Here is a 12,464-nt window from a genome sequence, read left to right on the forward strand (position 1 = left end):
CAGCACCCCGATCCACACGCGGCCTGCGTTCGCCACGCGGGTGTGGATCTACTCAGAGCTGTAGAGCTTCAGATCAGAGGTTTCTGAGCTTCAACCGAGACCCCGCGTCTCGTCCCTTTTTGGGATGGGTGCGGGGTTTTTGGGTTTGCGGGTCTTTGCGTTGGGGGTTCTGAGGGCTTCCGGGCTCGCTGACAGGGGGTGCCGCTCGGGCATGGGCCTTGGGCCTGGCATCGCCCTGGCTCTGGCTCTGGCCTTGGCCCTGGCTCTGGCTCTGGCTCTGGCTCTGGCTCTGGCGGGAACGTGCTGCCTGGGCGTGGGGCCTCCAGCGCTGGCGGGAGCGGGCTGCGGCGGGCGTGGAGCCCTGGCCCCCGCCGGCATGGGCGTGCCGCACAGGCATGGGCCCTGGCCCCTGCCCTGGGCCTGGCCCTGGCCCTGGCCCTGGCCCTGGCCCTGGCCCTGGCGGGAACAGTGCTGCCTGGGCCGTGGGGGTCTAGCCTCGGCGGGAGCGGGCTGCGCGGGCGATGGTGACCACGGCCTTCTCCAGTGCGTACTCGGGGTCGTCGCCGCCTCCCTTGACGCCCGCGTCGGCCTCGGCGCAGGCACGCAGGGCTGCGGCGACGCCGTCCGGCGTCCACCCCCGCATCTGCTGCCGCACCCGGTCGATCTTCCAGGGCGGCATCCCCAGCTCCCGGGCGAGGTCGGCGGGCCGTCCGCCGCGGGCGGAGGAGAGCTTGCCGATGGCCCGCACACCCTGCGCCAGGGCCGACGTGATCATCACGGGCGCGACACCGGTCGCCAGGGACCACCGCAGCGCCTCCAGGGCCTCCGCCGCCCGCCCCTCCACGGCCCGGTCGGCCACGGTGAAGCTGGAGGCCTCCGCCCGCCCCGTGTAGTACCGCCCGACGACCGCCTCGTCGATCGTGCCCTCGACGTCCGCGACGAGCTGCGCCGCCGCCGACGCCAGCTCCCGCAGATCACTGCCGATGGAGTCGACGAGGGCCTGGCACGCCTCCGGCGACGCCGACCGTCCGAGCGCCCGGAACTCACCCCGCACGAAGGACAGCCGGTCCGCCGGCTTGGTCATCTTCGGGCAGGCGACCTCCCGCGCCCCCGCCTTGCGCGCCGCGTCGAGGAGCCCCTTGCCCTTGGCACCGCCCGCGTGCAGCAGCACGAGCGTGATCTCCTCGGCGGGCGCCCCCAGATACGCCTTCACGTCCTTGACGGTGTCCGCCGACAGGTCCTGCGCGTTGCGGACGACGACCACCTTGCGCTCGGCGAACAGCGAGGGGCTGGTCAGCTCGGCGAGCGTGCCCGGCGCCAGCTGGTCGGGCGTGAGGTCCCGCACGTCCGTGTCGGCGTCCGCCGCCCGCGCGGCGGCGACGACCTCCTGCACGGCACGGTCGAGCAGCAGATCCTCCTGCCCCACGGCGACCGTGACAGGAGCGAGCGGGTTGTCGTGTGCGTTCTTCCTGGCCATCGTCGCCAAGCATCCCACGCGCCACTGACAGCCCGGCGCGTCCCGCTTCACCGGTACCGGAGAATGTGCAGGTGACCGACGTACGACATGTCCTGGTACTGCCCGACCGCGACGCCGCGGAACAGATCGCCGAAGAGCTCCCCGACCGCTTCGGCGTCCGCGACGAACCCCAGCTCGTCCGCGACGCCCTCGCCGGCGAGGACGACGCCGAGGACGCTCAGTGGCTGGTGGTCGTCGAGGACCCCGAGCGGCGCCTCGACCCCACGGAACTGGACGCCCTGGCGGCCGAGTTCGACGGCTGGCTGGAGGCACCGTGACCCGGGCCCCCGCGCCGTGACCCAGGCCGGCACGCCAGCCCGGCAGGGGGCCTTCCGCCCGGTCAGCTCTTGGGCAGGACCTGGATGTCCAGCTCGATGGTGATACTGGCGCCGACCGCCGCGATGCCACGGGCGAGCATCGTCTGCCAGGTGATGGTGAAGTCGTCCCGGTGCAGCTCGGTCGTCGCCCTGCACGCGGCCCGCGTCTCGCCCTCCAGGCCGTGCCCGACCCCGAGGTACTCCGTGTCCAGCGTCACCGTCCGCGTCACACCGTGCAGCGAGAGCGCCCCGGTGATCGCCCAGCGCGTGCCTCCCTTGTGCACGAACCGGTCGCTGTAGAACTCCATCGTCGGGAACCGCGCCACATCCAGGAAGTCCCCCGACCGCAGATGGTCGTCGCGCATCTTCACGGCCGTGTCGATGGACGAGGCGTCGATCACGACGTGCATCGCGGACTCCTCCATCCGCTCGGCCAGCCGTATCACCCCCGCGAACGTGTTGAACCGGCCGCGGATCCGCGCCAGACCGATATGCCGTGCCGTGAACGCGATCGAGGAGTGCAGCGGGTCCAGGTCCCAGTCCCCGGGCTCCGGCAACGCCGCGAGCTGCGCGATCTGCAGCGTCACATCCCCCATCGACGCATGCGCACCGTCACCCACCGTGACGTTCGCCCGGTACGGCGTGAACCCCTCCGCCGACACCGCCAAGCGGTACTCCCCCGCCGGCACCGTCGCCACGAACGACCCGAACGGGTCCGTCCCCCCAGTGACGACCTTGCGCCCCATGACGTCCGTGACGGTCAGCTCGGCGTGCTGCACCGGCTCGTTGACCGGGTCCAGCACCCGACAACTGAGCACTCCCGCGCCGGTGGGCACCGCCACCGCCGACAGCGGACCGGACCTCCCGCCTCGGCTCGAAAGATTTCCCAGCCACCGGCCGAACACCGCGACACACCCCCGAGGGCCTTGACAACACAACACTTGCAACGAAGAGGCATTCGATCACCGTTGCGGCTTTCGATGCAAACGCGCACGCTTCAACAAGAACATTGCAGAAATGACCGGACCGCCCCCGCTGTCCCCCTGACCCGAATTAATCGTTCCGCCCGACTTCGCCACACCTGCGCTCCCTGTCCGCCCTTACCGAACGTAACCGCTCCCGCTTCCGCTTTCCGCTTCCCCCGGGGGCTTCCCCCCCCCTCCCCCCTCCCCCTCCCCCACCCGCCCCGCCCTCACCGCCGAGTCGTCACCGCCGAGTCGTCACCCGCAACCCGACCGCCTCGCCGCCACCCGCACCTCGCCCAGGCGCCCCTGTTGCCGCCCCCGCCCCGGTCCGCCCTCCGGTCACCGCGATCGCGCCGCTCGTGTCCGTCCGCACCACCCTCGCGCCCCCGGCCCGCAGTGCCGCCACCGTCCGGGGCGAGGGGTGACCGTAGGGGTTGTCCGCGCCGCACGAGATCAGCGCGAGCCTCGCTCCCGTCTGCCGCAGCAGCAACGGGTCCTGGTACGCGGAACCGTGATGCGCCACTTTCAACACATCCACCCCCGCAAGGCCCGCCCCGCCCGGCGTGCGCAACAGGGCACGCTGTGCTGGTGGTTCGAGGTCCCCGAGCAGCAGCAGCGACAGCCCCGCGACCCGCACCGACAACGTGACGCTCGCGTCGTTCGGCCCCTCCGGACGCCCCGCCCCGCCTGGCGGCGGCCAGAGCACCCGCCAGTCCAACTCCCCCGCCCTCCGCCGCTCCCCCGCCACGGCCGCCGTCACCGGAATCCCGCGCGCCGCCGCCTGCCCGCGCACGAACGCGGCCTGCCCCGGCGGCTCTTGAAATCCCGTCGTCTGGATCGCCCCCACCGAGCGCCCCCGCAACACCCCCGGCAACCCCGCCACATGGTCCGCGTGGAAGTGCGTGAGCAGCACCAACGGCACCCGCGTGACCCCGAGCGACCGCAGACACCGGTCGACCAGCACCGGATCGGGCCCCGCGTCGACCACCACCCCCGCACCCTCGCCCACCGCGAGCACGGTCGCGTCTCCCTGCCCCACGTCGCACATCACCAGCCGCCACCCCGGAGGCGGCCACCCCACGACGACCCTGGTGAGCGGCGGTGGCTGCACGATCACCAGGAGGAGCAGCAGCACACACAGGACACTCAGCCACGGGTGCCGTGCCAGCCTCCCGCAGGCCAGGACCGCCCCGGCCGTGACGACCGCAAGCAGCAGCGCGCCGCCCCAACTGCCCGGCCAGTCGACCCCGTTGCCCGGCAGCGCCGCCCCGGTCCGCGCGATGCCCGCGATCCACTCCACCGGCCATCTCGCGCACCATACGATGCCCTTCGCCACCGGCATGGCCACGGGCGCCACCGCCAGCGCCGCGAACCCCAGCACCGTGGCGGGCGCGACCGCGAACTCCGCCAGCAGGTTGCACGGCACCGCCACCAGACTCACCCGTGCCGCGAGCACCGCCACCACCGGCGCGCACACCGCCTGCGCCGCCGCCGCTGCCGCCAATGCCTCCGCCGGCCGCCCCGGAACCCCCCGCCGCCGCAGCGCCGCGCTCCACCTCGGCGTCAGCAGGAGCAACGCCCCCGTGGCGAGCACCGAAAGCAGGAACCCGTAACTACGCGCCAGCCACGGGTCGTACAGCACAAGGAGCAGCACCGCCGCCGCCAGCGCGGGCACCAGCGATCTGCGCCGCCCCGTACCGATCGCCAGCAGCACGATCAGCCCGCACGCCGCCGCCCTCAGCACACTCGGCTCCGGCCTGCACACCACGACGAACCCGAGCGTCAGTCCCCCACCGAGCAGCGCCGTCGTCCGCAGCGGGATCCCCAGCCTCGGAGCGAGTCCCCGCCGCTCCGCACGGTGCGCGGTGCCGGGCGGGCCGATCAGCAGGGCCAGGACGATGGTGAGGTTGGCGCCGCTCACCGCCAGCAGATGCGTGAGGTCGGTCGCCCTGAACGCCTGGTCCAGGTCCGGCGGGACCCTGGCCGTGTCCCCGATCACCAGGCCCGGCAGCAGCGCGCGAGCATCGTCCGGCAGCCCGTCCGTCGCTTCCCGCAGTCCCGCCCGCAACTGCCCCGCGAGCCGCTGCGTCCTCGACGGCCCTCCGACGATCGGCGGCCCCCGCCCCTCGGACACCCGCAGCACCGCCGCCGTCCGCTCGCTCCCCGGCCACGGCGCCGCGAGAGTGCCCCGCACCCGGAGCCGCGTCGACGGCAACAACTCCAACCAGGCCGCTTGCCCTGCGGCCGCCTCCCCTGAGACCGCCTCGCGTCCAACCGTCTCCCCTGCGATCGTCTTCCTTCCGGCTGCTTCCCCTGCGACCGTCTCGCGTCCGGCCGCCTCCCGCGCGATCGCCTCCCGTCCGGTTGCCTCCTCTGCGATCGCCTCGCGTGCGGCCGCTCCCGCTCCGTCGCCGTCCTCCCCTTTCTCCTCCCGCACCACGACCAGCACCGGCGCCCGCGTCCTCCTCGTCGTGCCATCGGTCTCCCTGACCCGGACCACCTCGGCGTTCATCACGATCGACGGTGGTGCCGCGCGGTCCCCCGTCACCCGAGGTCGGGTGCGGTGCGGGTCCGACGTCACCTCTACCTCCGCCATCACCTCCGCGTACCGCTCGGCGAGGGCGGGGACCGGGCCCCGGTGCAGGTCCGCTCCATGCAGACCGGCCACCGCCGCCGACGCGGCGGTACACAGCAGGGCGGCCGCCGCACCGATCCGGGACCCGGGCCGCGGCGTCCCGCGTCGGACGGGACCCGCACGGCCGTCGGCGGGTCCGCCGCCTGGCCCGACTCCACGTCCGCTCGCCGTCCACGACACCAGGAGGGCTCCGGCCACCACGACGCAGACCACGCCCCCGGTCGCCACCAAGTGGGGCGGAGCCGTCAGCGCGAGGGCTGCCGCCGCCCAGGCACCTAGGGCAGGCGGCACCAGGCGCAGGTCCATCGGGCCTTCGGGACGCGATGGCGCGCTGCCGCGCACCCCCTGGCCGCCGCGCGTCCCCCGGCCGGGGCGTCGGCCGAGCGCCACGGAGTCGCCACCCCCTACGGCAGCGGGGACGGTCGGCGGCCGTCCCGCGCGCCTCACGGCCGCACCAGGTTCTGCAAGTCCGCGAAGCGCTTCTCGCCGATGCCGTTGACTTCCCTGAGCTCGTCCACGGATCGGAATCCGCCGTGCTCCGTGCGGTAGTCGATGATGTGCCGCGCGAGGACCGGGCCCACGCCGGGCAATGTGTCGAGTTGCTCGACGGTGGCCGTGTTGAGGCCGACGGGCCCGGTCCCAGTACCGGTGGATCCGGCCACGGCTCCGGTGGATCCGGCTTCCGCTCCGGTGGATCCGCCCGACCCGGCCGTCCCCGGGCCGCTCGGTACCGGCCCTGGGGCTCCTCCGCCCGGCCCGGAGCCCACGCCCGCCGGTGCGGGGGCACCTACTACGAGTTGCTCGCCGTCCACCAGGAGCCGGGCCCGGTTGAGGCCGTCCGTCCGCACGCCCGCGCGGACCCCGCCCGCCGCCCGTAACGCGTCGGCCACACGCGAGCCTGCGGGCAGCCGCCGCACCCCGGGATCGTGGACCTTGCCCCCGACGTCCACGACTACCCCGCCGGTCCCGGCCGCCGAAGTGCCCGCGTCCGGTCCCGGCGACGTTCCCGAGGGCGTACCCGGAGGCGTTCCCGGTGCGGGGGAAGGCTCGGCCTCGCCGCCCTGGCCTGCCGCGCCCACCACCTCCGGCGGCGGCACCGACTGCGTGCGCCCGGACCAGAAGTGCTGCGCCGCGAAGACAGCGGCCACGACCAGGACGAGACCGAGGGCCACGACGTTCCGGCGCTCCACACCGCACCGCAACCGCAGCCAGACCGGCAGCCGCTCGCGCACCGCGAGCCCGGCCCGCGTCCGCCACGACGGCGGCTCGGCGACGGGCTCGGCCCGCGGTTCAGGGGACGGCTCCGTCGGCGGCTCGGGCTCCGCTCCTGCGTGCGTCCGAGGCAGAATCCCCGGATCCGCCCGAGCGGCGGTGCCTGCCACCGTCCCCGGCCCCAGCCCTGGTTCCGGTCCCGGCCCGGCGCCTGGCCCCAGCCCCGGTTCAGCGAACAGCGTCTCCGCCCGCAACCGCATCGCCTCCGCCGCCGCTCGCCTGCGTCGGGCTCGTCGCCGGGCGTGGCGGCGGGTCATGTGGCCGACGGCCACGTGGTGTTCCGCCGGACTGCTGTCTTCCGCTGAGCCGCTGCGCTCCGCTGGGCCTTTGTGCTCCGCCGGGCCGCTGCGGTCAGCCAGGTTGCCGTGCTCCACCGACCCGCTGTGTTCCACCGGGCTGCCGTGCCCCACCGACCTGCTGTGTTCCGTCCGTGACGGTGATCGAAGTGCCATGCCGAAAACGCTAGGCCTGACACCGACATCGCGTTGATCTTGGCCAATTCCCGGGGATTACTCAGCAGTTGTGGACAACGTCGTCACCCGCACGAGCGAGCGCCGTGACCATCGTGTGCAAGGGCATCGATGAATGTCCGCAACATCCGCCAACATCCGCATATCACCGCGCACATCCGCGCACATCCGCGCACATCCACATGTAGCCGTGTGTATCCGCATAAGGCGGCACGCACCGGCGTACGGGCGAGGCGCCTCAGCGAGGTGAGACCACAGCTCCCAGGAGCCCTGGCCCCGTGTGCGCCCCGATCACCGCGCCCACCTCGCTGACGTGGAGTTCCGCCAGGCACGGGACCCGGTCGCGCAGGTGGTCCGCGAGGGTCGCCGCGCGGTCGGGGGCCGCCAGGTGGTGGACCGCGATGTCCACGTCGTGGGCGCCCGCCCGCTCGACGACGATCTCTTCGAGGCGGGCGATCGCCTTCGACGCCGTGCGCACCTTCTCCAGCATCTCGATGCGGCCGTCGTCGAGGGCGAGCAGCGGCTTCACCGCGAGCGCGGAGCCGAGGAGGGCCTGTGCGGCGCCGATGCGGCCGCCGCGCCGCAGATAGTCGAGTGTGTCGACGTAGAAGTACGTGGACATGGCCGCGGCCCGTTTCTCCGCAGCGGCCACCGCCTCGTCCATCGAGCCGCCCGACTCCGCCGTCTCGGCGGCGGACAGGGCGCAGAAGCCGAGGGCCATCGCCACCATGCCGGTGTCCACGACCCGTACCGGGACCGGCGCCTCGCGTGCGGCGAGGACGGCGGCGTCGTACGTTCCGGAGAACTCGGCGGAGAGGTGCAGCGAGACGATGCCGGTGGCGCCTGCCTCAGCGACCTTGCGGTATGTCTGGGCGAAGACCTCGGGGCTGGGGCGCGAGGTGGTGACGGACTGCCGTTTCTGCAGGGCCTGCGCCAGGGAGCGGGCCGAGATCTCGGTGCCCTCTTCCAGGGCCTGGTGGCCGAGGACCACGGTGAGGGGGACCGCGGTGATGTCGTGCCGCTCCATCGTCCGTTGCGGCAGGTAGGCCGTTGAATCGGTGACGATCGCGACATGGCGGGACATGAGCTGGAGATTACCCGCAGGAACCCCGGTGCGGCAGTCCGACCCCTGCACGCGGAGGAGCCGCGGGCTCCGGGCGGGCACGGGCGGGGCCCGCGAGGACCGGCCGGAGCCGGTGCACGCGTCAGGTGGTGCTCTCCGGCTTGGGCTTCTTCTGCCAGGAGTACGTCGGCTGCGGTGCCGGCGGGGAGATCGCGGGCCTGGACGGCTCCTGGGCGGCGCGGTCGGGCTCCTCGGAGGCGGACGTCCGCGGCTGCGAGGCCTGTGACTGCGATGTCTGTGACTGCGGCGCCTGTGACCGCGGCGTCTGCGCCGGGCTGGGCGCAGGCTTCGAGGCGGGCCTCGCCGGGCCGGGACCCGCTGTCGTGGCGGAGTCGGACCAGGACGTGAGCGGCTGGTCGTCCGGCGGCGGGGTCGTCTTCCAGTGCCGCAGGGCGCCCGTCTCCATGTCGATCTGCTCCTTGAGCAGGTCCAGGTCGTCGTCCGCGAACTTGGTGGCGCGGTCGCGGGCCGCCCAGCGGAGGGAGTCGGCGGCCTTGACGATCTGCTCGGTGCGCTCGCGCAGGGCGGGCAGTCGCTGGCTCAGCTCGATCCGGTCGGGCTCCCGCTCCAGGCGCTTGAGCTCGTCGTCCAGCTCGTGGCCGTGGGCGCTCAGGCGCTGGAACAGTGCGAGGGATTCGTGCAGGGAGGCGTCCTCGGCGACGCCCGCGCGCAGCGAGTCCTGGGTCGCCCGCATCGACGTGCGGAGCTTGAGGCGCAGCTGGGCCAGCTCGCCGACGGCGCCGGGCTGGGCGAGGGTTCTCGCGCGCAGCGTGGTGTCCTCCACCGTGCGGCGGGCCTGCGTGATCGTGCGGTCCATGCCCCGGCGGGCGGCGCCGACCACCTTGACCGTCGCATACGCGCCCACCCCCAGGAACAGCAGGAAGAGCAGCGCGACCACTGCGATCACGGCTTCCACGATGCTTCTCCTTCGGCCTGGCGACACATTCTGCCGTCTCCACGGTAAACGCAGCGGGCAGCCCGAGGGTTCCAGCGGAACCCCCAAGCTGCCCGTAGGGGACTACCCCGACGCGCGGCGGCCGACGACCAGTTGGACCCAGTCCCGGCCCCGCCCGGACCTAGACCTAGACCGGCACGATGTTCACCAGCTTCGGTGCCCGCACGACGACCTTGCGGATCCCCGCGCCGGCCAGCGCCGCGACCACGCGCTCGTCGCCCAGGGCCACCTTCTCCAGTTCCTCGTCGGAGATGCCCGGCGCGACCTCCAGGCGGGCCTTGACCTTGCCCTTGATCTGCACGACGCAGGTCACGGTGTCGTCCACGACGTACGCGGGGTCGGCGACCGGGAAGTCCTGGTGGACGACCGAGTCGGTGTGGCCCAGCTTGCGCCACAGCTCCTCGGCGACGTGCGGGGCCAGCGGAGCGATCAGCAGCACAAGGCCCTCGGCGACGGAGCGCGGTACCGGGCCCGCCGCCTTGGTCAGGTGGTTGTTCAGCTCGGTGATCTTGGCGATGGCGGTGTTGAACCGCATGCCGTCCAGGTCCTGGCGCACGCCGTCGATCGCCTTGTGCAGGGCGCGCAGCGTGTTCTCGTCCGGCGCGGTGTCCGCGACGGTCGGCTCGCCGGTGGCCTCGTCGACGATCAGGCGCCACATGCGCTGCAGCAGGCGGTACTGGCCGACCACCGCGCGCGTGTCCCACGGGCGCGAGACGTCCAGGGGGCCCATCGCCATCTCGTACAGGCGCAGCGTGTCCGCGCCGTACTCCTCGCAGATCTCGTCCGGGGTGACCGCGTTCTTCAGGGACTTGCCCATCTTGCCCAGCTCGCGCTTGACCTGCTCGCCGGCGAAGAAGAACTTCCCGTCGCGCTCCTCGACCTCGGCGGCGGGGACGGGGAAGCCCCGGCTGTCGCGGTAGACGTAGGCCTGGATCATGCCCTGGTTGAACAGCTTGTGGAACGGCTCGGCCGACGAGATGTGGCCCAGGTCGAACAAGACCTTCGACCAGAAGCGGGCGTACAGCAGGTGCAGCACGGCGTGCTCGGCGCCGCCGACGTACAGGTCGACGCCGCCGGTCGGCTGTCCCTCGCGGGGGCCCATCCAGTACTGCTCGATGTCGGGGGCGACCAGCTGCCGGTCGTTGTGCGGGTCCAGGTAGCGCAGTTCGTACCAGCATGAACCGGCCCAGTTGGGCATGGTGTTGGTCTCGCGGCGGTACTTCTTCGGGCCGTCGCCCAGGTCCAGGGTGACGTGGACCCACTCGCCGTTGCGGGACAGCGGGGTTTCCGGCTGGGTGTCGGCGTCGTCCGGGTCGAAGGTGCGGGGGCTGTAGTCGTCGACCTCCGGCAGCTCCAGGGGCAGCATCGACTCGGGCAGCGCGTGCGCGACGCCGTCCTCGTCGTAGACGATCGGGAAGGGCTCGCCCCAGTAGCGCTGGCGGCTGAACAGCCAGTCGCGCAGCCGGAAGTTGACGGTGCCCCGGCCGATGCCCTCGCGCTCCAGCCACTCCGTGATGCGCGCCTTGGCCTCGACGACCACCAGGCCGTCCAGGGAGATCCGCGCACCCGTCGAGCCGATGATCTTCGCTTCGTAGGAGTCGAACGAGTCGTCCCACGTGGCGGGGTCCGTGCCCCGGTCGTCCGAGGGCTCGACGACGCAGCGCATCGGCAGTTCGAAGGCGCGGGCGAAGGCGAAGTCACGGCTGTCGTGGGCCGGGACGGCCATGATCGCGCCGGTGCCGTAGCCCATCAGGACGTAGTCGGCGATGAAGACCGGGACCTGCTCGCCGCTGACGGGGTTCGTGGCGTACGCGCCGGTGAAGACGCCGGTCTTCTCCTTGGCGTCGGCCTGGCGCTCCACGTCGGACTTGGCGGCGGCGAAGGCGCGGTACTTGGCGACGGCTTCCGCCGGCGTCGCGTGGCCGCCGGTCCACACGTCGTGCGTGCCCTCCGGCCAGGCGGCGGGGACGATGCCGTCGACCAGCTCGTGCTCGGGCGCCAGGACCATGTAGGTGGCGCCGAACAGGGTGTCCTGGCGGGTGGTGAAGACGGTGATCCTGTCGCCTTCGGAGCCGACGGGGAAGTCGACGCGGGCGCCTTCGGAGCGGCCGATCCAGTTGCGCTGCTGCAGCTTGATGGCCTCCGGCCAGTCCAGCGCGTCCAGGTCGTCGATCAGCCGGTCGGCATAGGCGGTGATGCGCATGTTCCACTGGCGCAGCTTGGACTTGAAGACGGGGAAGTTGCCGCGCTCGGAGCGGCCGTCGGCGGTGACTTCCTCGTTGGCCAGGACGGTGCCCAGGCCGGGGCACCAGTTCACGGGTGCGTCGGAGGCGTACGCCAGGCGGAAGCCGCTCAGGACGTCGGCGCGCTCCTTGGCGTCCAGTGCGTGCCACGCGCGCGTGGAGCCCGGTACGGCGCGTTCACCGCTCTCGAACTGCGCGATCAGGTCGGCGATCGGGCGGGCCTTCTTCGCCTCGTCGTCGTACCAGGAGTTGAAGATCTGCAGGAAGATCCACTGGGTCCACTTGTAGTAGTCCGGGTCGATCGTCGCGAAGGAGCGGCGCTTGTCGTGGCCCAGGCCCAGGGCGCGCAGCTGCGCCTTCATGTTGTCGATGTTGGCTTCCGTGGACACGCGCGGGTGCGTGCCGGTCTGCACGGCGTACTGCTCGGCGGGCAGGCCGAAGGCGTCGAAGCCCAGGGAGTGCAGGACGTTGTGGCCCGTCATGCGCTGGAAGCGGGCGAAGACGTCGGTGGCGATGTACCCCAGGGGGTGGCCCACGTGCAGGCCCGCACCCGAGGGGTAGGGGAACATGTCCATGATGAACTTCTTGGGCCGTTCGACGACGGCCGGGTCACCGGCCAGGTCGCCGCTCGGGTTGGGCGCCTCGTACGTGCCGTCGGCGTCCCAGAAGTCCTGCCAGCGCGCCTCGATCCGGGCCGCCAGGGCGGCTGTGTAGCGGTGCGGTGCGGCCGCCTCGGCGGCCGAGGGGGCGCCTCCCGCGCCTCCCGCGCCTTCAGCGGTGGCGGAGGAATTCGTCTCGCTCATGGTCTTCAAAGCTCCATCGATCGTCTCTGCCTGCGGACATGGCCGGACGGCCAAACAAAAATGCCCCTCGCACAGGAGGGGACGCCGCGCCGATTCCGACCGTGTTCACTGCACGGTCGGGACTGATCAGCGCGGCCCGCTAAGCAGAAGGCGTACGGCACGCAT

Annotated in this window: 8 protein-coding genes; 1 reads left to right on the forward strand and 7 read right to left on the reverse strand. The window is 72.6% G+C overall.

Features of this window, described 5'->3' with window-relative positions:
- Positions 1-490 precede the first annotated feature (490 nt).
- Positions 491-1,477, reverse strand: coding sequence for a DNA polymerase III subunit delta (gene holA, locus GPA10_RS06345; RefSeq protein ID WP_157164564.1), 987 nt, complete (start codon positions 1,475-1,477; stop codon positions 491-493).
- A 71-nt stretch (positions 1,478-1,548) separates the two neighbouring features.
- On the opposite strand from holA, the gene GPA10_RS06350 reads away from it, so the two are divergent.
- Complete coding sequence (locus GPA10_RS06350; protein ID WP_343040407.1) at positions 1,549-1,794, forward strand: hypothetical protein; 246 nt, start codon at positions 1,549-1,551, stop codon at positions 1,792-1,794.
- A 62-nt stretch (positions 1,795-1,856) separates the two neighbouring features.
- Here GPA10_RS06350 and GPA10_RS06355 read toward each other — a convergent pair whose 3' ends face one another.
- The 6 genes from GPA10_RS06355 to leuS form a co-directional block, all read right to left on the reverse strand.
- Complete coding sequence (locus GPA10_RS06355; protein WP_343040408.1) at positions 1,857-2,738, reverse strand: YceI family protein; 882 nt, start codon at positions 2,736-2,738, stop codon at positions 1,857-1,859.
- A gap of 301 nt (positions 2,739-3,039) precedes the next feature.
- Positions 3,040-5,739, reverse strand: a complete 2,700-nt coding sequence (locus GPA10_RS06360; RefSeq protein ID WP_157164679.1) for a ComEC/Rec2 family competence protein — start codon at positions 5,737-5,739, stop codon at positions 3,040-3,042.
- A gap of 137 nt (positions 5,740-5,876) precedes the next feature.
- Positions 5,877-6,815: a ComEA family DNA-binding protein gene (locus GPA10_RS06365; protein ID WP_343040409.1), complete on the reverse strand. Its 939-nt coding sequence runs from the start codon at positions 6,813-6,815 to the stop codon at positions 5,877-5,879.
- A 598-nt stretch (positions 6,816-7,413) separates the two neighbouring features.
- Positions 7,414-8,259 (reverse strand): DegV family protein, encoded by an 846-nt coding sequence (locus GPA10_RS06370; protein ID WP_157164565.1) that lies wholly within the window; start codon positions 8,257-8,259, stop codon positions 7,414-7,416.
- Between the two features lie 121 nt (positions 8,260-8,380).
- On the reverse strand, positions 8,381-9,214 hold the full coding sequence (locus tag GPA10_RS06375; RefSeq protein WP_343040410.1) for a hypothetical protein: 834 nt from the start codon (positions 9,212-9,214) through the stop codon (positions 8,381-8,383).
- Between the two features lie 166 nt (positions 9,215-9,380).
- Positions 9,381-12,299: a leucine--tRNA ligase gene (leuS, locus tag GPA10_RS06380; protein WP_157164566.1), complete on the reverse strand. Its 2,919-nt coding sequence runs from the start codon at positions 12,297-12,299 to the stop codon at positions 9,381-9,383.
- Between the last annotated feature and the right edge of the window lie 165 nt (positions 12,300-12,464).

This window comes from Streptomyces typhae, from assembly GCF_009755605.1.
GTDB lineage: Bacteria > Actinomycetota > Actinomycetes > Streptomycetales > Streptomycetaceae > Streptomyces > Streptomyces typhae.